Origin of the sequence: Streptomyces sp. NPDC050988 (genome assembly GCF_044456225.1) — a bacterium.
Taxonomy (GTDB): domain Bacteria; phylum Actinomycetota; class Actinomycetes; order Streptomycetales; family Streptomycetaceae; genus Streptomyces.
Map to the genome: position 1 here is coordinate 148868 of NZ_JBITFQ010000011.1, position 22431 is coordinate 171298.

Here is a 22431-nt window from a genome sequence, read left to right on the forward strand (position 1 = left end):
CCTCGTCTCAGGTCGTGATGTCGGGGTAGGGCAGGGAGAAGTGGGCCAGTCGGGCCGCGTACTCCCGCTGGAACGCGAGGGGTTCGGCGTAGTCGCGCTCGAACATCGCGATGAAGAGGGTGAGGGTCAGGAACGGGTGCGCGCCGAGTGCGAAGAGCCGCACGTAGTCGTGCGCGGCCAGCGCCTCGCGCTCCTCGTCGGTGAACCTCAGCCAGGTCGTCGCCTCGGCGGGGATCGCGCCCAGCAGCTGGCCGGCGCGCTCGGCCTCCCACCAGGACACCGTCTCCTGGGGCTTCTCCCGGTAGCGCTCGACCAGTTCGGGGTCGCGGTCGACGGTGTAGAGGAACTTGTTCAGCAGGTACCTGCTCATGCCCGCACCCCCGAAGTCAGGTCGGCCGGGAGCCCGTTCGGGTACCAGGTGAAGTAGGCCTCCATGGTGTGGAACAGGTCGAGCGTGTCGGCGTGGTCGGCCTTCACGCCCTCGCCCGCGACGCCCATCATCAGCATGAAGTCCATGAACCCGTGGGTGGCGTTGCCCGGCGTCCACAGACTGTCCAGGGTCACCTCCGACAGGCAGCCCTCGATGTCGCCGTCGGCGATCCAGCGCACCGCCTTGTGGTCGAACTCGGGGTCGGGACCGTGCGGGCCGAACTGGCGCGGTCCGCCGAGTTCGAGCGAGAGATGCCCGGTGCCGATCACGGCGACCCTGAGATGGCTGGGCCAGGACTCGATCAACTCCCGGATGGCCTTGCCCAGTTGGACGAACCGGGAGGGTTGGGGGAGGGGCGGGGCGAAGATGTTGGTGTAGATCGGCACGATCGGGAGATCGGCTTCGGGGCGGAGCGTGATGATCGGGCAGGTGATGCTGTGGTCGATCCGCAGCTCGTTGCTGAAGGCGAGGTCGAAGCCGGCGTCGAGGCCGTGCCGCAGGATGTGCGAGGAGAGGTCCTCCTGGCCGCGCAGGAGCATCCGCGGCAGGCCGAACTCCCGTTCCTCGTTGTACCAGTTGGCGTCGTAGAAGGGCGCCTTGCCGACCAGGAACTGCGGCATGTTGTCCAGCCACAGCTGATGGAAGTGGTCGGAACCGACCATGACGAGGACATCGGGCCGGGCCCGGGTCAGCGTCTCGCGGAACGCCTCGATCTTGGCGACCCAGGCGTCGGCGTACGGCGGTCTGTCCTCGCCGGTGGCGGTGCTGGCCTTGTAGTAGAAGGGGTGGTGGGTGGAGGCGATGACCGCGGCCAGGGTGGCCATGGCGGCTCCTCTCTTCAGGTCTTCAGGTCTTCAGGCAGAGGTGTCGGGCGTGACGTACACCGCGTTGCGGTCGACGCCCATGTACACGTCGTAGGCGACGGGTTGCCGGCGTTCCTCGGCGATGTGGCCCAGCAGTCCGGCGGTGCGGGCGAGCAGGGCGAAGCCGCGCAGCAGGTCGGGCGGGAGGCCCAGGTCGGCGAGGGCGGCGCCGCAGACTCCAGCTCCGTTCAACGGGAGTGTCCGGCCGAGGACTTGGGGGTGGACACGGCCGACGGCCTCGAACAGCCGCAGGTGCGGACCGCGCAGGCCCTCCTCCTCGGCGATGCGCAGCAGGACCGGGGTGCGCGGGTCGCCCTTCTTGTGTACCGGGTGCCCGAGCCCCGGCACCAGCCGTCGCTCGGCACGGGCCCGGGTTACGGCGTCCAGGGCGAGGGCGTCGAAGCCCGCGTCGTCGTCGGGCAACGGGCCGTCGATCTCGGCCAGGGTGTCGGCCAGGAACCGGCCGCAGTCCTCGGTGACGCCGAGGAACCGGGAGCCGCCGCCGAGTAGTCCGGAGGCGAGCGCGCCCTGGAGCGACTCGGGGGCGCTGAGGTAGGTCAGGCGGGCGGCGATCGCCGTGGGGGTGAAGCCGTGGTCGGCTAGGGCGACCAGGACCGCCTCGAAGACCCGCACCTCGGAGGGGGTGGGGCGGCGCAACGTGACCAGCCAGAGGGCAAGTTCACCGAAGCCGACCTCGCCCATGAGGTCCTCGGTGAGGTCCTGGCCGAGCAGCCGGATGGTGTCGGCGTCCGAAGTGCCCAGCGAGGTGGGGTAGTTGCCGTCCGGGCTGGTCATCGGCTGTGGTCCGTCCGGGGTGCTCATCGGCCGGTCTCCGTTCGCGTGTGGTGCGGCGTCGACGTGCGCGGTCGCTCCGCCCGCAGCCAGGCGCGGATCTCCTCGCCGTGCTCGTCCAGGGCGGGCGGCGGCAGGTCGTAGCGCGGCGGGGTGGCGGAGAAGGTGATGGGGTTGCGGATGCCGGGCACGGCGGACTCCCCCTCGCCCGCCTCGACGAGCGGACCGAGACCCAACTCCTCGGCCAAGGCGACTCCTCCGTCGATGGTGTTGATCGGCGCGGACGGCACCCCGGCCGCCGTCAGGTCGCGGAACCACTCGTCCTTGGTCCGCTTGACCAGCCTTTCCACCAGCAGCGGGCGCAGCTCTTCTCGATGCGCGGTGCGGTCCTGGTTGTGCGCGAAGCGCGGGTCGTCGACGAGTTCGGGCACGCCCAGCACCTCGCACAGCTTGTGGAACTGGCCGTCGTTGCCCGCGATGACGATCAACTCGCCGTCGGCGGTGGGCAGTGGCTCGTACGGGAACAGGCTGGGGTGCGCGTTGCCCATGCGGAACGGGACGACGCCTGCGGCGGCGTACGCGCCCGTGTGGTTGACGAGGCCGGACAACGCCGAGGACAGCAGGTTGAGTTCGAGGTGCTGGCCCTGTCCGGTCGCCTCGCGGTGGCGCAGGGCGGCGAGGATGCCGATGGTCGTGTGCAGTCCGGTCATCACGTCGAACACCGAGATGCCCGCGCGATACGGGGAGCCGTCCGAGTCCCCGGTAAGGCTCATCAGCCCGGACATCGCCTGCACCATCAGGTCGTAGCCAGGGAGTGCGGCACCGGCACCCGGGCCGAAGCCGCTGATCGAGGCGTAGACGACACCGGGGTTGCCGACGCTGACCGTCTCGTGGTCGAGGCCGAACCGCTTCAGGCCGCCGGGCTTGAAGTTCTCGATCAACACGTCGGCGCGGGCGGCGAGTTCACGGGCCGCTTCCAGGTCCTCGGGTTTGCGCAGGTCCAGTGCCACGGAGCGCTTGTTGCGGTTGATAGCGAGGTAGTACGTCGAGATCCCGTCCCGGACCGGCGGCATCCAGGTCCGGGTGTCGTCGCCGCCGGGGCTCTCGACCTTGATGACCTCGGCGCCCAGGTCGGCGAGCAGCATGGTGGCGTAGGGGCCGGCGAGGATCCGGGAGAAGTCCGCGACGAGGAGGCCGCTGAGCGGGCCCGGGGGGCGGGGGGTGGGTTCCTGCTGAGGGCGCGTGGACATGCCCTCACCTCGTTTCCAAGTGGTGGGATCAGGGCCGGGAGGGGATGGGACGGGACGGGCGGGGTGTCAGCCGACCCGGCCGTCGCCCGCGACGAGCTTCTTGGCGATCACCGTGCGCAGGATGTCGCTGGTGCCCTCGCCGATGCTCATCAGCATCGAGTCGCGGAACAGCCGCTCGACCTCGTACTCCTTGGAGTAGCCGTACGCGCCGTGCACGCGCATGGCCTCCTGAGCGGCGCTGACGGCGACTTCGGACGCGTGCAGCTTGGCCATGCCGGTCTCCAGGTCGGCGCGTTCCGTCTCGTCCTTGCGGCTCGCCGCCCAGTAGGTGAGCAGGCGGGCGCTCTGGACGCCGGTCGCCATGTCGGCGATCTTCAGCTGGATCGCCTGGAAGTCGGCGATGGGCCGACCGAAGGCCCGCCGCTGCCGGGAGTAGTCGAGGGCTTCGTCGTAGGCGCGCTGGGCGATGCCGACGCTGCGGGCGGCCACGTTGATGCGGCCCACCTCCAGTGCGGACAGGGCCTGTTGGAGGCCGCGGCCCTCGACGCCGCCGAGCAGGTTCTCCTTCGGCACCCGTACGCCCGTCAGCACGATCTCGCAGGTCTCGGGGCCGTTGTAGCCGAGCTTGGGCAGGTCGCGGGTGATCTCGTAGCCGGGGGTGTCCGCGTCGACGAGCAGGATGCTCATGCCCCGGTGGGCCGGGGAGGCGGCGGGGTCGGTCTTGACCAGGACCGGCATGGGGTCGGCGTAACGGGCGTTGGTGATCCACATCTTGGTGCCGTCGACGACGTAGTGGTCGCCGTCGAGGCGGGCGCGGGTGGTGATGCCCTGGAGGTCGCTGCCGGCGTCCGGCTCGGTGAGGGCGATGCCGGTACGGCGCTCACCGGTGGCCAACTCCGGGAGATAGCGGGCGCGTTGGTCCTCGGTGCCGTGCTTGGCGATCATCCAGGTGGCGAGGGAGTGGCTGCCGAGGATGCCGGCCACACCCATCCAGCCACGGGCTATCTCCTCGAAGACCAGGGCGAAGGAGACCAGGTCGACCGCGAGTCCGCCGTACTCCTCGGGGATCAGCAGGCCGAACAGGCCCATCTCCTTCATCGTCTCGACGATCTCCGCCGGGTAGCGCCCGCTCTGCTCCCACTCACGGGCGACCGGGACGATGTCCTTGTCGACGAAGTCGCGCACGGTGCGGCGGAATTGCCGCTGCTCGTCGTTGAGCGTGAAGTCCATGGGGTTCTCATTCCTTCGTTTCCGGGGCGGCGACGTCCGTATCTGTGGCGATGGCTGCACCGAACGCCCCTGCCGAGCCCAGTTCCTGACGCTTCGTCATGTCGTAGCCGCACAGTTCGGCCAGTACGTCGTCGGTGTCCTCGCCCAGTCGCGGGGCCCGGGTGTGGGTGGCGCGCGCCGTGCCGGCCCGTGCGGCGGTGAGCACCTGGCGCACCTCGCCCCACTCCGGGTGTTCGGCGGTGACGATCAACTCCCTTGCCAGGGTGTGTTCTTCGGCCAAGGCCTCGGCGACCGTGTTGACGCGAGCGCACGGGACGCCGTCGGCCTCCAGCAGCCGGACCCAGGTGTCGGTGCCGTGCCGGGAGAGTTCCTTCTCGATGAGGGGGACGAGGTCGGCCGCGTGCTCGTGGCGGGTCTCGAACGACGCGAACCGGGGATCGCCGCCCCAGGACGGCTCACCGAGGACGCGCAGCAGTCGCACCCAGAACTTCTCCTTCGGGCAGGCGATGACGATCCAGTCGTCGCCGGTGCGGAAGTTCTGGAACGGCACCAGGCTCGGGTGCGCCGACTGCGCCGTGCGGCGGGGTTCGTACCCGGCGTTGAGGTGCCAGGCGGCGAGGTAGTTGAGCATCGACATCGCCGTGTCGTAGAGGCTGACGTCGCAGTCCATGCCGGTGCCGGTGGTGCGGGCCCCGTGCACGCCGGCGAGCAGGGCGAGTGCGGCGGCCGTTCCGCCGGAGAAGTCGACCAGGGAGAGGCCGGACTTGGTGGGCGGGCCGTCGGGGTCGCCGGTCATCGTCATCCAGCCGGCCAGGCCCTGGAGGACGTAGTCGTAGCCGGGCTGGTCGCGGCGCGGGCCGTTCATGCCGAAGCCGCTGAGCGAGCAGCAGACGATGCGCGGGTTGAGGTGCTTGAGGTCGTCGTAGGTGATCCGGATCTTGGCCGGGACATCGCCGCGCAGGTTGGAGAAGACGGCGTCGCTGTGGCGGACGAGTTCCTCGAAGACCTCCCGGCCGGCCGGGTTCGTCAGGTCGAGGGCGACCGAGCGCTTGTTGCGGTTGAGGGACTGGAAGAAGAGCGAGTCGGCGTCGCGGGCGTAGGGCGGTACGCCCCGGCCCACGTCGCCGCCGACGGACGGGTCCTCGATCTTGATGACCTCGGCGCCGAGATCGGCCAGGTGCAGCGAGCCGAACGGGCCGGCGCCGTACTGCTCGACGGCGAGGATCCGCAGTCCGGCGAGGGGCCCGCTCATGCCGTCTCCCCCATATCACCCGTCTCCGGGAGGGTCAGCGGGCCGCCCCTCGCCTCGGGGAAGGGAGTGCCTGCGTGCGGGGAGTCGCGCCGGTTGACCATCACCGAGCGGGTGAAGGAGAGGCAGGTCTCGCCGTCCTGGTTCAGGGCCCGGGTGTGGGTGGTGACGATTCCCACCGAGGGGCGGGAGCGCGACGAGCGTACGGCGGTGCAGATCGACTCGGCGTACAGGGTGTCGCCGACGAAGACCGGGTGGAGCAGCCTGACGTCGGTCATCTCCAGGTTGGCGACCGCGTTCTGGCTGATGTCGAGGACGGTCTGGCCGAGCACCAGCGCGATGGTGAAACCCGAGTTGACCAGGACCTTCTTGTACGGGGTGCCCTCGGCGTAGTGGGCGTTGAAGTGTGCCTGGTGCGTGTTCATCGTCAGCAACGTGAACCAGGTGTTGTCCGCCTCGCTGACGGTGCGCCCCAGCGGGTGCCGATAGACGTCGCCGACCGCGAAGTCCTCGTAGAAACGCCCGCTGCGGTGGGCCTGATCGGTCATGGCTCGTGCCTTCCGGTCAACGTGACGTCGGCTGAGTGATGTCACTGTAGCGCACATTCGTGCGCTCACCGAACATTTTCAGACCGACTTCGTTGACGCGCCCCCTTCGCACCCCTAACCTCACTCTACGAGATGTTCGGTCAGCGAACGATAGGGCGGTGAACGCAGTGAGTGAATCGGCAGTGGGCGAACCGATCGCCTCGCGCAGAGGGTTCTTCTGGATAGGGGCCGAACCGACCGCTCAGAGCACTCCGGCCGGAGGCGGCGGAACCGTGCCGCGCGGTCAGATGTACGTCGAGTGGGAGTCGCCCGCCGAGGAACGCCATCCGTATCCGGTGGTGCTGGTGCACGGGGGCGGCGGCCAGGGCCTGGACTACCTGGGCACTCCGGACGACCGCCCCGGATGGGCCAGGCATCTGGTGCGGGAGGGCTTCACCGTCTACGTCGTGGACCGCCCCGGACACGGCAGGTCACCGCACCACCCGGACGTGCTCGGGGCGATGGCGCCGATGATGCCGACCGAGGCGTACCTGGGGATCTTCGCCCCCGACGCGTTCGCGGAGGGGCACACGCAGTGGCCCGGCGGCCGCACGGCCGACGACCCGGTGGTCGGCCAGGCCATGGCGGGCAGCGGGCCGATGCTCGCGGACACAGCGGCGATGCACGCGCTGGAACAGGCCCGCATGGCCGAGCTGTTGGACCGGATCGGCCCCGCGATCGTCGTCTGCCACTCGGCCGGCGGCCCGGCCGGGTACCTCGCCGCCGACGCCCGGCCCGAACTCGTCAAAGCGCTGGTCGCCGTCGAGACCCTCGGCCCCCCGTTCGCCGTACGCCCGGGAGTCTTCTCCCTGGACTGGGGCCTGGCGGCCGCCCCGCTGACCTACGACCCTCCCGCGGCCGACCCCACCGAACTGAGCCTGCTCACCCAGGACACGGACAGCGGCATCCCGATGACCCTCCAGGCGGAACCGGCACGCAGACTGCCGAACCTGGCGCGGGTGCCGATCGCCGTGGTCACCGCCGAGGCGTCACCGTTCGTCCTCTTCGACGGGCACCTGATGGCCTTCCTGGAACAGGCGGGCTGCGATGCCGAGTTGGTGCGGCTCGCCGACCACGGCGTGCACGGCAACGGCCACGGCATGATGCTGGAGAAGAACAACCGCGAGACACTCCAGGTCATCCTCGACTGGCTGGACAAGCGGGGCGCCCGGTGAAGGGCCCCGCCGATCCGCAGCAACTCGCCTCCGCACGAACCCTGCTGTTCGTTCCAGGCCACCGCCCCGACCGGTTCGCCAAAGCCGCTGCCGCGGGCGCCGACGGCATCGTCCTCGACCTGGAGGACGCCGTGGCCCCCGACGCCAAGGACGAGGCCCGCAGGCACGTCCTCGCCTGGCTGTCCGACGGGGGCACCGGCATCGTACGGATCAACGGCCCCGCCACCCCCTGGTACGAACAGGACGTGGCCGCCCTCTCGGACCGCCCTCGCACGGTGATGCTGCCGAAAGCCGAACGGCCGGACCAGATCACCGACCTGCTGTCCCGGCTGCCCGCGGGCTCGTCCGTCGTCCCGCTCCTGGAGACCGCGGCCGGGGTGCTGGACGCCCGCGCCGTGTGCGCGACGCCCGGCGTGATCCGCGCCGGCTTCGGCAGCGTCGACCTCGCGGCCGAACTCGGCGTCGACCCGGACGATCCGACGGCGCTGGCGTACACCCGCTCCCATCTGGTGCTCGCGTCGGCCGCGGCCAGCGTGGCCCCTCCGCTCGACGGGGTCACGACCGCGCTGCACGACGAGCGCGCGCTGGTGACCGACGCCGAACGGGCGGCGGCGCTCGGGTTCACCGGCAAACTGTGCGTCCATCCTCGTCAAGTACCGCCGGTGACCGGTGTGTTCACGCCGTCGGACGAGGAACGCGAGCGGGCCCGCGAGATCGTCAGGGCCGCGACCGACGGGTCGGTCACGGTACTGAACGGACGCATGGTCGACCGGCCCGTCCTCGAACGGGCCCACCGTCTGCTGAGCCGCCCGTAGCACCTTCCCCGACCTGCTACTAAGCAGTCTGACCCAGGTCCAAGGCCGCGCAGTTGGGCGGTGGCTGGGCTTGTCCACTTGACCTTCCCGGCGGTGGTGCGGCTCCGGGAAGCACAACGGGACTGTGCCACCGCAGTGTTCACCCGTGCCGTCACCGTCACCGAAAGCGTCTACGCACCGGGGCATCTGGCTGAGCTGACCCAGCATGCACCTTCTAATCTCGTCGATGACGTGCTGGTACGGACCGTGCCGTCGAGCAGCGGCTACGACGGCTACCCTCGCGGGTCGGGGTGTACTTCCTGCTCGTTCTGGTCCTGTTCCCCTCGCTGGGCTATGCCCGGGTCCGGGACAAACTCATGGCTGGACCGGTGGCCCGTCCGGCCACGCCCGGGGTCTGCTACCGGCGCCGGCGGACCGTCGCGCTGGACGGCTGCAGCTCCGTCAAGGCCCCCGACCAGCCACGCGTGGCGATCCCGGCCCACTGACGGTCTGCGGCCTGGACACTTCCCGGATGCTCGCCGAGCCGTGGGCTCCCGACCGGCCCGGCTCGCGCTGGTGGCCACACCTCTGCAGCGCCGCCGCAGAAATGGCCGCACCTCGGCCTCACATAGCCGTCGGCGGGCTCGCCGGGCGCTTCAACTCTCACCGGGGGAGGTCAAGAAAAGCAAAAGCCCCAGGTCACGGCGAGTGAGTCCTGAGGCTTCCACAGAGCCGCCTTCGGGATTCGAACCCGAGACCTACGCATTACGAGTGCGTTGCTCTGGCCATCTGAGCTAAGGCGGCGCGCTGCCAGAACTATGGTGCGATCGGCAACGTGCGTAAGTCTACACAGTTTCGGGGGGTGCTCCGCACAGGCCTCGGGAGCACCCCCGGCGGACGGCGTGATCACGCCCCTGAGCAGCGCTTTCCGTTCTTCGGAGGGGTGCCTTCGAGGAGGTATTCGTTGATCGCGGAGTCGATGCAGGCGCTGCCCCGCCCGTAGGCCGTGTGGCCGTCGCCGTCGTAGGTGAGGAGGGTGCCGGAGGAGAGCTGGGCGGCGAGGGCCTGGGCCCAGCGGTAGGGGGTCGCGGGGTCACGGACGGTGCCGACGACCACGATGGGGGCGGCGCCCTTCGCCTCGATGCTGTGGGCTTCGCCGGTCGCCTTCACAGGCCAGTACGCGCAGTTCAGGGAGGCCCAGGCGAGGCTCTCGCCGAAGACCGGGGAGGCCTGCTCGAAGGAGGGGAGCGCCTCCTTCACCTCCTCGGGGGAGGAGAACGCGGCCGGCAGGTCCAGACAGTTGACCGCCGCGTTGGCGAACATCAGGTTCTCGTACTTGCCGTCGGAGTCGCGCTCGTAATAGCTGTCGGAGAGGGCGAGCAGGCCCGCGCCGTCCTTGTCCTTCATGGCCATGTCGAGGGCGTCGCGCAGTTGGGGCCAGGACCCCTCGTCGTACATCGCGGCGATGACCCCCGTCGTGGCCAGCGCCTCGCCGAGTTTGCGGCCGTCCGCGTCGCCCGTCTCGATGGGGGCGCCGTCCAGTTGCCGGAAGAAGGCCTTCAGGTTCTTGCCGACCTGCTCCGTCGTCGTGCCCGCGCCGCCCAGCGGGCAGTCCGACTCGTGCACGCAGTCCTTGGCGAAGGACTGGAACGCCGTCTCGAAGCCCGCCGTCTGGTCCTGGTTCGTCTTTCGCGCGGGCAGCGACGGGTCCAGCGCGCCGTCCAGGACGAGCCGGCCGACCCGCTCCGGATACAGGCCCGCGTATGTCGCCCCGAGGAACGTGCCGTACGAAGCACCCACGTACGTCAGCTTCTCGTCGCCCAGCGCCGCGCGCACGAGGTCCATGTCACGGGCCGCCTCGACCGTGGACACATGGCGCAGCAGATTCCCCGCGCGCCGCCCGCAGCCCTCCGCGAACTCCTTGAAGGCATCGACCAGTTCACCGGTCTCGCGTGCGTTGTCGGGGGTCGTGTCCGTCTGCGTGTACGCGTCCATCTCGCGCCCGGTGAGGCATTCGACGGGCTCGCTGCGGGCGACGCCTCGCGGGTCGATCGCCACCATGTCGTAGCGGGCGCGGACCTTCGCCGGGTAGCCGATTCCGGCGTACGCCTCGAGGTAACCGACCGCCGAACCGCCCGGTCCTCCCGGGTTGACCAGCAGCGAACCGAGCCGCTTGCCCGGGCCCGTGGCCTTCTTGCGGGATACGGCCAGCCGGACGTCGCCCTTGGCCGGCTCGGCGTAGTCGAGCGGGGCCTTCAGCGTGGTGCACTCGAATCCGGCCACACCACAGGCGCGCCAGGCCGGCCGCTGACCGTAGTACGAGGCCAGCGCCGACGGAGTGGCCTCGGGCAGCGCACGCAGCGCGGCCTCTGCTCCGGCCCGGCTCGTGGAGCTCGTCGAACTCCCCGCGGAGCAGGCCGAGACGAGCAGTCCGGCGACGGCGAGCAACGTGCCGCACGCGCGAAGGGATCGGTTGGCCCGAGGTGACCTGGGCCGGCGCCTGGTGTACATCGAGCGAGCGTAACCCTGCGCGACGAATCGGTCGCCCAGAGTTGTCAACCCGACCTCGTACGAGTGACGTCGTCAACTCCGGGCGGGACGGGCAGGACGGGCAGCACGCTTCACGAACTCTGGGCAGCACAGGCGGGACGGGCAGCGTGCGTCCCGGTGCGGCGTCAACCCGCCCGCAGTGCCATCGTCATCGCCTCCACCGCAAGCAGCGGCGCCACATTCCGGTCGAGGGCCTCGCGGCAGGCGGCGATCGCCTCTATCCGGCGCAGGGTGGTCTCGGGCGACGAGCCGCGCGCCAGCCGGTCCAGGGTGTCCCGCATCTCCGTGTTGGCGAGGGCGAGGCTGGTGCCGAACTGGAGTGCCAGGACGTCTCGGTAGAAGGCCGTGAGGTCGATCAGGGCCAGGTCGAGGCTGTCGCGCTGCGTACGCGTCTTGCGACGCTTCTGCTTGTCCTCCAGCTCCTTCATCACGCCCGCGGTGCCTCGCGGCATCCGGCCGCCCTGGGACGCGCCGAGCGCCGCCTTCATGTCCTCGGTCTCCTTGACATCGGTCTCCTCGGCGACCTGCTTGGCGTCCTCGGAGGCCGCGTCGATCAGCTCCTGGGCCGCCTTGAGGCAGGCGCCCACGTCGTCGACACGAAGGGGCAGTTTGAGTACGGCGGCACGCCGCGCGCGGGCGCGCTCGTCCGTGGCGAGGCGGCGGGCCCGCCCGATGTGGCCCTGGGTGGCGCGGGCCACGGCGGCCGCCACGTCCGGCTCGATGCCGTCGCGGCGTACGAGGACATCGGCGACCGCGTCCACGGGAGGCGTCCGGAGCGTGAGGTGACGGCAGCGGGAGCGGATGGTGGGCAGCACGTCCTCGATGGAGGGCGCGCACAGGAGCCAGACCGTGCGGGGGGCGGGCTCCTCGATGGCCTTCAGAAGGACGTTTCCGGCGCCCTCCGTGAGGCGGTCGGCGTCTTCCACGATGATGACCTGCCAGCGGCGGCCCGCCGGGGACATCTGTGCCCGGCGTACGAGATCGCGGGTCTCCTTCACGCCGATGGAGAGGAGGTCGGTGCGGATGATCTGCACGTCGGCGTGGGTGCCGATCAGGCTCGTGTGACAGCCGTCGCAGAACCCGCAGCCGGGGGATCCGCCGAGAGCCCGGTCGGGGCTCACGCACTGGAGGGCCGCGGCGAAGGCCCGCGCGGCGGTGGAACGGCCCGAACCCGGCGGCCCCGTGAAGAGCCAGGCGTGCGTCATCTTCGATGCCTCGGCGACCGGCGTGTGGTCCGCCACCGCCGTGACCTGGGCGTCGGCGTCCCGGGCGGCGGCGTCGAGTTGCACGCTCACCTTCTCCTGGCCCACCAGGTCGTCCCACACGGTCATGGGATGCCGCCCTTCCGTCGCACCGGTGCCTTGCGCATCCCATTGTGCGGGAGGGGACTGACAACGCGGTCCACACGGCCCACGCACCCACCACCGGCACCCGCCGCCGGCACTCACCGCACAGCCGCCACACATCACAGCCGCCGCCCGCCCCCGGCCACAGGCAGCCGCAGGCCACAGACCGCCAAGGACCGCCACGCACCGAGGCCTTCCGGCTTCGGGCCCCGGGCCGCCCGTCAGCGCCGCCGGCGCCCCCGGCCCCGCCCCTCGTCCGGCTCGTCGTCGTCACGCGGACCCAGCAGCTCGTCCGCCAGCGTCGGGAGGTCGTCCAGCGGGGTCTCCTCCGCCCAGTCCGAACGAGGACGTCGCCGAGGCGTGCCGTCCTCGTCGACCTGAGGCAGCTCGCGCGTGCGGGCGTCGCCGCCCTCGCTCCCCGGCCGCTCGTCACGGAAGTACCCCGGGGGCACCCGGTCCGCCGGACCACTCCCCTGCTCACCGCCGCCACGGTCGTCCCGTACGGGAGGAAGGACAGCCGTCTCGTCTGCGGCGGAATCCGGCCGCACCGGAGGCAACACAGCCGTCTCGTCAGCAGCCGAACCCGGCCTCACCGGGGGCAACACGGCAGTCTCATCGGCAGCCGACCCCGGCCGCACCGGCGGCAGCACAGCGGTCTCGTCGGCCGCTCCCTGCGGCGCGGGAGGCTGCGGCAGCACGGTCGTCTCGGCGTCGTCGGGCCCGGCGTCGCGAGGCGGCACCGGAGGAAGCACGGCCGTCTCGTCGGCCGGTCCGCCGGACGCGTTCGTGGGTGTCACGACGGGCGTCGGCACCGTCTCGGGGTCACGACCGCCCGCCGAACCACCGGAACCAGCCCCTCCGGAAGCACCGGAAGCGCCCGAACCACCGGAAGCTCCGGAATCCGCCGCACTCGAAGCCGCCGCAGCGGCAGCGGCAGCCGCAGCCGCGCTGGAAGCCTCCGCCTCCCTCTCCGCCTCCCTCTGCGCCTCCTCCGCCCGCCGAGCCTGCTCGGCCCGGAGCAACGCCTCCTCGGCCTTCCGCTGCTTCTCCAGCCGCCGCTCCTCGGCCTCGGCCCGGAGCCGCGCCTCCTCCTCGGCCTGCTTCTGCCGACGCGCCTCCTCGGCCGCGCGGGCCTGCTCCTCCGCGAGCTGCCGCGCCTGTTCCTGCTCGGCACGCACGCGTGCCGCCTCGGCGCGCTGCCGGGCCTCCTCGGCCTGCCGCTCGGCCTCGCGCCGCTGGGCCTCCTCCAGCTCGCGCTGCTTGCGCTCCTCTTCCTCCGCGCGCAGCCGGGCGAGCTGCTCCTGGCGCTCGCGCTCCAGCCGCTCCTCCTCGGCCTTGCGGGCGGCCTCTTCCTCGGCGCGCCGACGGGCTTCCTCCTCGGCGGCCTTGCGGGCCTCCTCCTTGGCCTTGATCTCGGCCTCGGAGAGCGGCAGCACCACATCCAGCCGGTGCCGGATCACGGTCGTGACGGCCTCGGGCTCCTGCCCGGCGTCGACGACCAGATAGCGCGCCGGATCGGCGGCCGCGAGCGTCAGGAAACCGGACCGCACGCGCGCGTGGAACTCGGCGGGCTCCGACTCCAGCCGGTCCGGCGCCTCGGTGAACCGCTCACGGGCGGTCTCCGGAGCCACGTCGAGCAGCACGGTCAGATGGGGCACCAGCCCGTCGGTCGCCCACCGGTTGATACGGGCGATCTCGGTCGGGGACAGGTCACGCCCGGCCCCCTGGTACGCCACGGAGGAGTCGATGTAGCGGTCGGAGACGACCACCGCGCCCCGCGCCAGGGCGGGCCGTACGACGGTGTCGACGTGCTCGGCGCGGTCGGCGGCGTACAGCAGCGCCTCCGCGCGGTGCGAGAGACCGGCCGACGACACGTCGAGCAGGATCGACCGCAGCCGCTTCCCGACGGGCGTGGCACCCGGCTCGCGGGTCACCACGACCTCGTGCCCCTTGGCGCGGATCCATTCCGCGAGCGCCTCGGCCTGGGTCGACTTCCCGGCCCCGTCACCACCCTCCAGGGCGATGAAGAAGCCCTTCGCGGCAGCCGCCTGCACGGGATCGTCCCCGCCGCGCAGCGCGTCCAGCAGGTCGTGCCGCAGCGGAACCCCGGCGCGGTCGTCGGCCTTGGCCAGCACCAGCGCGGCGACCGGCAGCAGCAGCGCGCCGACCAGCATCAGCGTGAAGGCGGCACCGCCGTGCGCGAACACGAACTTGCCGTTCTCCACGCGGTGCGGGCCGATGGCTGCGGCCACCAGAGGGGCCACCAGCGCTCCCAGGGCGACGAAGACCCGTACGACCGCGTGCAGGTGTTCCGTCGTACGCGTGCGCCGGTACTCCTCGGCCTCCTGGTCGAGCAGGGCGTGTCCGGTGTTGGCGGCGACGCCCGCGCCGATGCCCGCAAGCCCGACGATCAGGATGACCGTGGTGACGTCCGGGACGAGGCCCGCGGCGAGCAGCGCGATCCCCGTGAAGGCGATCGCCAGCGCGAGCAGCCGGCGCCGGGACAGGGACGGCAGCAGCTTGGCGGCCGTACGGATGCCGATCACGACACCGCCGGTCAGCGCGAGCACCAGCAGCCCGTACGTCACCGGACCGCCGCCCAGGTCCTTGGCGTGCAGCACGGAGACGGCGACGGCCGCCGCGATCGCCCCGGCGACGGCCGCGCAGGCGAGCACCAGGAGCGGGATGGCCCCGGTGCGGCCCTTGTCGATGCCGGTGCCCGTCTTCGGACGGCGCAGCCCTTCGAGCGGCGACCGCGCGCGCGGGGTGCGCACGTCGGGCAGTTCGAGGAAGGTCAGCACCGACAGGGACGCGGCGAACAGGCCCGCTGAGACGTACGAGGCGAGCGCGGCCTGGTGCTGCGCGAACCATTCGAGCCCCGCGCCCAGCAGGTTGTTGACGAGCGAGGCGGCGACGAGCGTGGCCCCCGCGAGGGGCACCGCCACGAATCCCGTACGCAGTGACAGGCGCCGCAGCGCGTCCATGTGGTCCGGCAGCGGGCGTACCGTCGCGCCCTCCAGCGGCGGCGCGGGCAGCAGCGCGGGCGCCGCGCTCTCGCGGCACACCATCCAGAAGCGCTCGGCGACCCCTATGACGAAGGCCGTCACCAGGAGCACGGCCAGCGCGTTCTCCGGCGTCCAGTCGATCCACAGGGGGGCGATGATCAGCAACGCGGCCCGCACACCGTCCGCGCCGACCATGGTCCAGCGGCGGTCGAGCGGCCCCTCCTGGGAGGTGAGGGACGTGAGCGGGCCGAGCAGGACCGCCCCGAAGAGCAGGGTGGCGAGAATCCGTGCCCCGAAGACCGCCGACACGGCGAGGGCCACTCCGCGGTAGCCGCCTCCGAAGGAGCCGTCGGAGACCGCCGCCTGGAGGGCGAGCAGGACCAGCACCAGCAGCGCGAGGGCGTCGCCGACGCCGCCCACCAGCTGGGCGCTCCACAGGCGCCTCAGTTGCGGCACACGCAGCAGCGCCCGGACGGCGCGCTCCCGTGAATCTGCGACCAGGGCGTCGTCGGGGGCCGGGTTGTGGGCCGTTGGCTGCTCGGCTCGCGTCATCCTGCCAGCCTATCGGGAGGGACTGACTCCCCGAATAGGCCCCCGAACATGCGAACGCCCCCGTCACCAAGTGGTGCGGGAGCGTTCGTTTCACGAACCAAAGGTGGAGGACTCGGTCCCGCCGTCGGAGGCGGGGCCCAAGAGCCTCGGTCCCCGGCGGCCTCAGTCCTCGGCGGCCTCAGTCCTCGGCCGTCGCCTGGGAAGCCGTCGCCTTCTTTGCGGTCGTCTTCTTGGCAGTGGTCTTCTTTGCCGCCGTTTTCGTGGCCGCGGTCTTCTTGGCGGCGGTTTTCTTCGCCGGCGCCTTCTTGGCCGGTGCCTTCTTGGCGGCCGTCTTCTTCGCCGTCTTCTTGGCGGGCGCCTTCGCGCGCTTCTCGGCGAGCAGTTCGAAGCCGCGCTCCGGAGTGATCTCCTCGACGCTGTCGCCGGACCGCAGGGTGGCGTTGGTCTCGCCATCGGTGACGTACGGACCGAAGCGGCCGTCCTTGACGACGACGGGCTGCCCGCTGACCGGGTCCGCGCCGAGCTCCTTCAGCGGCGGCTTGGCGGCGGCGCGCCCGCGCTGCTTGGGCTGCGCGTAGATCGCCAGGGCCTCGTCGAGGGTGATCGTGAAGAGCTGGTCCTCGGCCTGGAGGGAGCGCGAGTCGGTGCCCTTCTTCAGGTACGGCCCGTAGCGCCCGTTCTGTGCGGTGATCTCCACGCCCTCGGCGTCCTTGCCGACTACGCGCGGCAGGGACATCAGCTTGAGGGCGTCGGCCAGCGTCACCGTGTCGAGGGACATCGACTTGAACAGCGAGGCCGTGCGCGGCTTCACGGCGTTCTTGCCGGTCTTCGGGGTGCCCTCGGGGAGCACCTCGGTGACGTACGGGCCGTAGCGGCCGTCCCTGGCGATGATCTGGTGGCCCGACTGGGGGTCGGCGCCCAGCTCGAAGTCACCGCTCGGCTTGGCGAGCAGCTCCTCCGCGAGCTCGATGGTCAGCTCGTCGGGTGCCAGGTCCTCGGGCACGTCGGCGCGCTGGTGGTTCTCGGAGTCCTTCTCGCCGCGCTCGACGTACGGGCCGTAGCGGCCGACGCGCAGCATGATGTCGCTGCCGTCCACGCGGAACGACGACACCTCGCGGGCGTCGATGGCACCGAGGTCGGTGACGAGCTCCTTGAGACCGCCGAGGTGGTCCCCGTCGCCGTTGCCCGCCTCCGCGGCGCCGGTCGCGTCGCCCTCGCCGAAGTAGAAGCGCCTGAGCCACGGAATGGCCTGGGCCTCGCCCCGCGCGATGCGGTCGAGGTCGTCCTCCATCTTGGCGGTGAAGTCGTAGTCGACGAGCCGCCCGAAGTGCTTCTCCAGGAGGTTGACCACGGCGAAGGACAGGAAGGACGGCACGAGTGCCGTGCCCTTCTTGAACACATAGCCGCGGTCGAGGATCGTGCCGATGATCGACGCGTACGTCGACGGGCGGCCGATCTCGCGCTCTTCGAGCTCCTTGACCAGGCTGGCCTCGGTGTAGCGGGCCGGAGGCTTGGTCGCGTGGCCGTCGACCGAGATCTCCTCGGCGGACAGCGGGTCGCCCTCGTTGACCTGCGGAAGTCGGCGCTCGCGGTCGTCCAGCTCGGCGTTCGGGTCGTCGGCGCCCTCGACGTAGGCCTTGAGGAAGCCGTGGAAGGTGATGGTCTTGCCGGACGCGCTGAACTCGGCGTCACGGCCGTCGGAGGCCGTGCCCGCGATCTTCACGGTGACGGAGTTTCCGACCGCGTCCTTCATCTGGGAGGCGACGGTCCGCTTCCAGATCAGCTCGTACAGCTTGAACTGGTCACCGGTCAGACCCGTCTCGGCCGGCGTGCGGAAACGATCACCCGAGGGGCGGATCGCCTCGTGCGCCTCCTGCGCGTTCTTGACCTTCCCGGCGTACGTACGCGGCTTGTCCGGCAGATAGCTCGCACCGTAGAGCTGCGTGACCTGGGCTCGGGCCGCGCTGATCGCGGTGTCCGAGAGGGTCGTGGAGTCCGTACGCATGTAGGTGATGAAGCCGTTCTCGTACAGCTTCTGCGCCACCTGCATCGTCGCCTTGGCACCGAAGCCGAGCTTGCGGCTGGCCTCCTGCTGGAGCGTCGTCGTACGGAAAGGCGCGTACGGCGAACGTCGGTACGGCTTCGACTCGACGGACCGTACGGAGAAGTTCGTGTTCTCCAGGGCAGCGGCCAGCGCGCGGGCGCCCACCTCGTCGAGGTGGAGCGTGTTCGCGCCCTTGATCTGCCCGAGCGAGTCGAAGTCGCGGCCCTGGGCGACGCGCTTGCCGTCGACCGTGGTCAGACGGGCGACCAGGGAGGCCGGGTCGCTCGCGTCACCGGCGCGGCCGGTGCCGAAGGTGCCCGTCAGGTCCCAGTACTCGGCGGAACGGAAGGCGATGCGCTCGCGCTCCCGCTCGACGACGAGACGGGTCGCGACGGACTGGACACGGCCCGCCGACAGACGGGGCATGACCTTCTTCCAGAGGACCGGCGAGACCTCGTAGCCGTAGAGGCGGTCGAGGATGCGGCGGGTCTCCTGGGCGTCGACCAGCTTCTGGTTGAGCTCGCGCGGGTTGGCGACGGCGGCCTGGATCGCGGCCTTGGTGATCTCGTGGAAGACCATCCGCTTGACCGGGACCTTGGGCTTCAGCACCTCCTGGAGGTGCCAGGCGATGGCCTCGCCCTCGCGGTCCTCATCGGTGGCGAGGAAGAGTTCGTCGGAGTCCTTGAGCAGGTCCTTGAGCTTCTTGACCTGGGCCCGCTTGTCGGCGTTGACCACGTAGATCGGCTCGAAGTCGTTGTCGACGTCCACACCGAGGCGGCGCACCTCGCCGGTGTACTTCTCGGGCACCTCCGCGGCGCCGTTGGGGAGGTCGCGGATGTGCCCGACGCTCGCTTCGACGACGTAGCCGGGGCCGAGATAGCCCTTGATCGTCTTCGCCTTGGCAGGCGACTCGACGATGACGAGTCGGCGGCCGCCGTGTGCGGTCTCGCTGGTCGGGGACAACTTCGCTCTTCTCTCCGGTCGACGCAGGGGGTCTCGCCCCAGGCCTTGAACCCGGGGGTCGGGTCATGCTGACGCTGCGGAGTGTGACGGTACATCCCGCCCCCGTGTCAAACGGGAAAAGCCCGCAACGGCCACTCGAACGGTAACCCGACTCCCGCCATTCCTGCCGCCCGGAGTGCCGACCTGCCGTTTCGGACCTATCCGGAGGGTGACCTCTCAGTTACTGGAGGCCTGCGTTCCGGAGGGCCCCGGGCCTTGTCCGCGACGGCCGACGGCCGTCGATTCCCGGACACCGAAGGTGATTGTTCCCGGCCAGGGCGGCCGGCTCGGCCGAGAGGACTCCGGGGGTGTCGCCGGAAGAAGCGACGCTCAGGTGCGAGTGAAACACCACACGGCGAGGAGCAGCGCGGACGTCCCGGCGAAGGCCGCGACCGCCGCGGAGGCCATGGGATGAACCCCGTGGGCGACAGGGGCGCGCTGCCGCAGCCGGACGGCCGTCCACAGCAGGAGACCGCCTCCGAACAGGGCGAACACCGATCCCGTGAAGATCGCCGGTCCGCTCTCCATGGTTCGTCTCCTCCGCCCTCTGGTACCCAGCACCGGGACGCTGACACCTCCGGGCAGCCGGAACACCAACCCCGGGTGAACGCAGGGCGGACAGCTCCGTGCGCCCTCATGCGGAATCCGTCACACCGCCCCGGGCGTCGGTGACGGTGCCTGTCGCCGGGCCGGTGTGCGGCTCGGCGGGGGCGAGGCAGCCGGGCGGGCGGAGGATGTCGGCGGCGAGCCGCGCTCGGGGGACTCGGGCCGCAGGGCGATGCCGTGGTCGGCGGGCGGCACGGGCGCGTACGGATCGCCGGAAGCGTCCGGTGTCTGAAGGATGTTGGCCGGTTTCACGTGCCGGTGTCCCGAGGCTTGATGGAGGTCGAGCACGCCGAACCCCGTCCGGGGCCCTCGCGCATCAACCCGGCGCGCCCCGTGGCCACATGCGGGCCGGGTCCGCGTCGTACGCGAGCCGGACCGGGATGCTCACCCGTCGACCCCCTGGAGAACTCACCGGGCGGGCTCGATGAACCCCTGCTCGACCAGCAGCCGGATCTGGGACGGGGTCCGGTCCCGCAGCAGAACCGGGTCCTCTCCGACCAGTTGGGCGATGGCGTCCAGGATCCGGCCCGCGCTCAGCGTGCCGTCGCAGACGCCCGCGAAGCCCGCCCCGACCGTGTCCACCTTCGTGGCCCGCCGCATCCCGCGGTGCTGGCGCAGCACGACGTGCTCGGGGTCCTCGGCGCCGGGCAGCCCGACCTGCTCCTGCACGATCTCGCCCGCGAGCCTGAAGTGCCCGGCGAGCAGGGCCGCGTCGTCGTGCGCCCGCAGATAGTCCACGCGGTCGAAGTGCGCACGCACGGTGTCGCCGAGCGGCTGTTCGACGGGGTGCGGCCACTCCTCCACGACGACCGAGGGCTGGGCGGCCGCCGACTTGCGCAGGCTGATCCAGCCGAAGCCGACGGACTTCACCTTCCGCGCCTCGAACTCGTCCAGCCACGCGTCGTACCGCGTCTGGTACTCCACCGGGTCGGAGCGGTGGTCGCCCGCGTCCCGAAGCCACAGTTCGGCGTACTGCGTGACGTCCTGGACCTCGCGCTGCACGATCCACGCGTCACAGCCGCGTGGCACCCAGGACCGCAGCCGGTCCTGCCAGTCCTCGCCCTCCACGTGCTGCCAGTTGGCGAGGAACTGCGCGTACCCCCCGTCGTTCAGCCGGTCGCCCGCCTCCTGAACGAGCGTGCGGCACAGATCGTCCCCGCCCATCCCGCCGTCGCGGTAGGTGAGCCGGGCGCCGGGAGAGATCACGAAGGGCGGATTGGAGACGATCAGGTCGTACGTCTCGTCGTCCGCGATCGGTTCGAAGAGGGAGCCCTCCCGCAGGTCCGCCGCCGGGGCACCGGACAGGGCGAGCGTGAGCGCGGTGATGTGCAGCGCACGGGGGTTGAGATCGGTCGCGGTCACGCGCGTGGCGTGCTGCGCGGCGTGCAGGGCCTGGATCCCGGAACCGGTGCCGAGGTCGAGGGCCGAGCCCACCGGTGTACGCACCGTGATGCCCGCGAGCGTCGTGGACGCACCTCCCACGCCGAGTACGACCGCTTCCTCACGGCTGCCGATGCCGCTGGCCCCGCCGACCGCGCAGCCGAGGTCCGAGACGATGAACCAGTCCTCGCCGCCCGGGCCGCCGTAGGGCCGTACATCGACCGTCGCCGCGACCTCGTCGCCACCGGTCCGGGTCAGCCAGCCGCTCTCCAGGCAGTCCTCCACCGGCAGGACGTCCGCCACGCGCGCGCGGGGCACGGGCTGCTGCAGCAGGAAGAGCCGGACGAGCGCCTCCAGCGATGAGTCGCCCCGGGTGGCCCGGAGCGCGGGCACGGTCTCGCTGCGGGCCAGCGCCGCGTACGCGGGGGCGCCGAGCAGGTCGAGCAGCCCGTCGGCGCTGAAGGAGGCGCCCAGGAGGGCCTCCCGCAGGCGTGCGGTGACGTCGGTGCGGTCGGACGAGGGCAACGGTGCCTGGCTGCTGTTACTCACGCCTCCATTGTGTCCGCTCGCGCCGCCGTGGCGCGCGCCATGTGGACAGACGGAGCCGACGGCTGGGGAAAGCGGCTGTGGACCCATGCCGAGGGCCCGGTACGCGCGCGCACCGGGCCCTCTTTCGGTTGACGAACGATCGCTGCCCCTGGAGCAGATCTCGTTACTCAGGCCTCGTCTTTCAGGCCCTGTCTCAGGCCTTGCTCGCCGACGGCGACCCCGTGGCGGACTTGCAGCTCTCCTGCTTGGCCATCGCCTTGCCCACGTCGCCCTCCTCCAGCTTCTTGAGGGCGTTGTTGCCGCTCTGACTGAGCTTGTCGAGCTGGGTGGCGATCCCCTTGAGACCGTCGGCGAACTTCGCCTGGTCCTTCGTGTCGAGGTCGTCGACCTGCTTCTTGAGGTCGGCGTACGAGGAGGAGATGGTGTTGAGCTCCGTGACGGCGTCCTTCTGCTTCTTCTCGCCGTCGTCGACGTCGGGCGCCCCGGCCTTGTCCACAGCGGCACCGATCGCCTTGTAGGCGTCGGACATGTCCTGGAAGGCCTTGGAGTCGGTCTTCTGGACGTCCGCCGGAGTGCTGTTGTCCGAGGTCTGCTTCTGGATCGCGGTATTGGCGGCCTCGATCTTCACCGCCTGCGGCTGCACCGCGTCACACACCTGCTTGGCCCAGGAGTTCAGCTTGTCGCTGCTGTCGTCACTGCTGCATCCCGACAGCGCCAGTACCAGTACCGCACCGCCGGACAGTGCGGCCGCGAGCTTCTTGTTCACCGGATTGGTCCCTTCCATGGCTCTCGGCCCCGGAACATACACGCCAAGTGGGCGACACCAGCGTGACGAAGGTCCACTTCATCCGTTATTGAAGCCATTTGCACCAAGCGAGATAAGGCTCACGAACAGGGCGTGGACACACACGGGCGGGGGGGGGGGGGGGGGGGGGGGGCGGCGGGGCGGCGCGGGGGGGGGGGGGGGGGGGGGGGGGGCCGGGCGGCCGGCCGGGGGGGGGGGGGGGGCGGCCCCCCCCCCGCGGGC

17 protein-coding genes, 1 tRNA gene and 1 pseudogene are annotated in these 22431 nt (G+C 71.1%); 3 read left to right on the forward strand and 16 right to left on the reverse strand.

The window, feature by feature from the left end; translation table 11 throughout:
* Positions 1–7 precede the first annotated feature (7 nt).
* From ACIBEI_RS24340 to ACIBEI_RS24370, 7 genes are all read right to left on the reverse strand, one after another.
* Entirely contained in the window at positions 8–370 is a 363-nt protein-coding gene (locus ACIBEI_RS24340) for a hypothetical protein (RefSeq protein WP_398892151.1), read from the reverse strand.
* Positions 367–1254, reverse strand: a complete 888-nt coding sequence (locus ACIBEI_RS24345; RefSeq protein WP_398892153.1) for an extradiol ring-cleavage dioxygenase — start codon at positions 1252–1254, stop codon at positions 367–369. Before ACIBEI_RS24345 ends, ACIBEI_RS24340 begins: the two co-directional genes overlap by 4 nt.
* A 30-nt stretch (positions 1255–1284) precedes the next feature.
* Positions 1285–2088 (reverse strand): citryl-CoA lyase, encoded by an 804-nt coding sequence (locus tag ACIBEI_RS24350; protein ID WP_398892420.1) that lies wholly within the window; start codon positions 2086–2088, stop codon positions 1285–1287.
* Positions 2089–2111: 23 nt separating this feature from the next.
* Positions 2112–3335, reverse strand: coding sequence for a CaiB/BaiF CoA transferase family protein (locus ACIBEI_RS24355; RefSeq protein WP_398892155.1), 1224 nt, complete (start codon positions 3333–3335; stop codon positions 2112–2114).
* Positions 3336–3401: 66 nt separating this feature from the next.
* A complete protein-coding gene (locus tag ACIBEI_RS24360) occupies positions 3402–4565 on the reverse strand; it encodes an acyl-CoA dehydrogenase family protein (RefSeq protein ID WP_398892157.1) in 1164 nt (387 codons plus the stop codon).
* 7 nt (positions 4566–4572) lie between these two features.
* Positions 4573–5817 (reverse strand): CaiB/BaiF CoA transferase family protein, encoded by a 1245-nt coding sequence (locus ACIBEI_RS24365; protein ID WP_398892159.1) that lies wholly within the window; start codon positions 5815–5817, stop codon positions 4573–4575.
* Complete coding sequence (locus ACIBEI_RS24370; RefSeq protein ID WP_398892161.1) at positions 5814–6362, reverse strand: MaoC family dehydratase; 549 nt, start codon at positions 6360–6362, stop codon at positions 5814–5816. The genes ACIBEI_RS24365 and ACIBEI_RS24370 overlap by 4 nt, the downstream gene beginning before the upstream one ends.
* Before the next feature lie 158 nt (positions 6363–6520).
* Here ACIBEI_RS24370 and ACIBEI_RS24375 point away from each other — a divergent pair, with 158 nt between their 5' ends.
* From ACIBEI_RS24375 to ACIBEI_RS24385, 3 genes and pseudogenes are all read left to right on the forward strand, one after another.
* The gene (locus ACIBEI_RS24375; RefSeq protein ID WP_398892163.1) at positions 6521–7576 is read left to right on the forward strand and encodes an alpha/beta hydrolase; all 1056 of its coding nucleotides are present in this window, start codon (positions 6521–6523) and stop codon (positions 7574–7576) included.
* Positions 7573–8391 (forward strand): HpcH/HpaI aldolase/citrate lyase family protein, encoded by an 819-nt coding sequence (locus ACIBEI_RS24380; RefSeq protein ID WP_398892165.1) that lies wholly within the window; start codon positions 7573–7575, stop codon positions 8389–8391. Before ACIBEI_RS24375 ends, ACIBEI_RS24380 begins: the two co-directional genes overlap by 4 nt.
* 96 nt (positions 8392–8487) lie before the next feature.
* Positions 8488–8858, forward strand: a pseudogene (locus ACIBEI_RS24385) (transposase domain-containing protein); the annotation flags it as partial.
* 242 nt (positions 8859–9100) lie between these two features.
* Here ACIBEI_RS24385 and ACIBEI_RS24390 read toward each other — a convergent pair.
* The 9 genes from ACIBEI_RS24390 to ACIBEI_RS24430 form a co-directional block, all read right to left on the reverse strand.
* Positions 9101–9174 (reverse strand) — tRNA-Thr (locus ACIBEI_RS24390).
* Between the two features lie 102 nt (positions 9175–9276).
* Positions 9277–10881, reverse strand: coding sequence for an alpha/beta hydrolase (locus tag ACIBEI_RS24395; RefSeq protein WP_398892167.1), 1605 nt, complete (start codon positions 10879–10881; stop codon positions 9277–9279).
* A 164-nt stretch (positions 10882–11045) separates the two neighbouring features.
* Entirely contained in the window at positions 11046–12251 is a 1206-nt protein-coding gene (locus ACIBEI_RS24400) for a DNA polymerase III subunit delta' (protein ID WP_190230608.1), read from the reverse strand.
* Between the two features lie 236 nt (positions 12252–12487).
* Entirely contained in the window at positions 12488–15823 is a 3336-nt protein-coding gene (gene tmk / locus ACIBEI_RS24405; RefSeq protein ID WP_398892170.1) for a dTMP kinase, read from the reverse strand.
* A 178-nt stretch (positions 15824–16001) separates the two neighbouring features.
* Entirely contained in the window at positions 16002–18830 is a 2829-nt protein-coding gene (gene topA / locus ACIBEI_RS24410; protein WP_398892172.1) for a type I DNA topoisomerase, read from the reverse strand.
* 369 nt (positions 18831–19199) lie between these two features.
* Positions 19200–19397 carry a hypothetical protein gene (locus ACIBEI_RS24415; RefSeq protein ID WP_200397419.1) on the reverse strand — a complete coding sequence of 66 codons (198 nt, stop codon included), beginning with the start codon at positions 19395–19397 and terminating at the stop codon, positions 19200–19202.
* A 120-nt stretch (positions 19398–19517) separates the two neighbouring features.
* Entirely contained in the window at positions 19518–19727 is a 210-nt protein-coding gene (locus ACIBEI_RS24420; RefSeq protein ID WP_398892174.1) for a hypothetical protein, read from the reverse strand.
* 156 nt (positions 19728–19883) lie between these two features.
* Complete coding sequence (locus ACIBEI_RS24425) at positions 19884–21404, reverse strand: methyltransferase (protein WP_398892176.1); 1521 nt, start codon at positions 21402–21404, stop codon at positions 19884–19886.
* 193 nt (positions 21405–21597) lie between these two features.
* Positions 21598–22188 (reverse strand): small secreted protein, encoded by a 591-nt coding sequence (locus tag ACIBEI_RS24430; RefSeq protein ID WP_398892178.1) that lies wholly within the window; start codon positions 22186–22188, stop codon positions 21598–21600.
* Between the last annotated feature and the right edge of the window lie 243 nt (positions 22189–22431).

Excerpts from the sequence above, each read along its gene's own strand:
- ACIBEI_RS24340 (WP_398892151.1), bottom strand. The coding sequence starts at position 370 with ATGAGCAGGTACCTGCTGAACAAGTTCCTCTACACCGTCGACCGCGAC.
- ACIBEI_RS24345 (WP_398892153.1), bottom strand. The coding sequence starts at position 1,254 with ATGGCCACCCTGGCCGCGGTCATCGCCTCCACCCACCACCCCTTCTAC.
- ACIBEI_RS24350 (WP_398892420.1), bottom strand. The coding sequence starts at position 2,088 with ATGACCAGCCCGGACGGCAACTACCCCACCTCGCTGGGCACTTCGGAC.
- ACIBEI_RS24355 (WP_398892155.1), bottom strand. The coding sequence starts at position 3,335 with ATGTCCACGCGCCCTCAGCAGGAACCCACCCCCCGCCCCCCGGGCCCG.
- ACIBEI_RS24360 (WP_398892157.1), bottom strand. The coding sequence starts at position 4,565 with ATGGACTTCACGCTCAACGACGAGCAGCGGCAATTCCGCCGCACCGTG.
- ACIBEI_RS24365 (WP_398892159.1), bottom strand. The coding sequence starts at position 5,817 with ATGAGCGGGCCCCTCGCCGGACTGCGGATCCTCGCCGTCGAGCAGTAC.
- ACIBEI_RS24370 (WP_398892161.1), bottom strand. The coding sequence starts at position 6,362 with ATGACCGATCAGGCCCACCGCAGCGGGCGTTTCTACGAGGACTTCGCG.
- ACIBEI_RS24395 (WP_398892167.1), bottom strand. The coding sequence starts at position 10,881 with ATGTACACCAGGCGCCGGCCCAGGTCACCTCGGGCCAACCGATCCCTT.
- ACIBEI_RS24400 (WP_190230608.1), bottom strand. The coding sequence starts at position 12,251 with ATGACCGTGTGGGACGACCTGGTGGGCCAGGAGAAGGTGAGCGTGCAA.
- tmk (WP_398892170.1), bottom strand. The coding sequence starts at position 15,823 with ATGACGCGAGCCGAGCAGCCAACGGCCCACAACCCGGCCCCCGACGAC.
- ACIBEI_RS24415 (WP_200397419.1), bottom strand. The coding sequence starts at position 19,397 with ATGGAGAGCGGACCGGCGATCTTCACGGGATCGGTGTTCGCCCTGTTC.
- ACIBEI_RS24430 (WP_398892178.1), bottom strand. The coding sequence starts at position 22,188 with ATGGAAGGGACCAATCCGGTGAACAAGAAGCTCGCGGCCGCACTGTCC.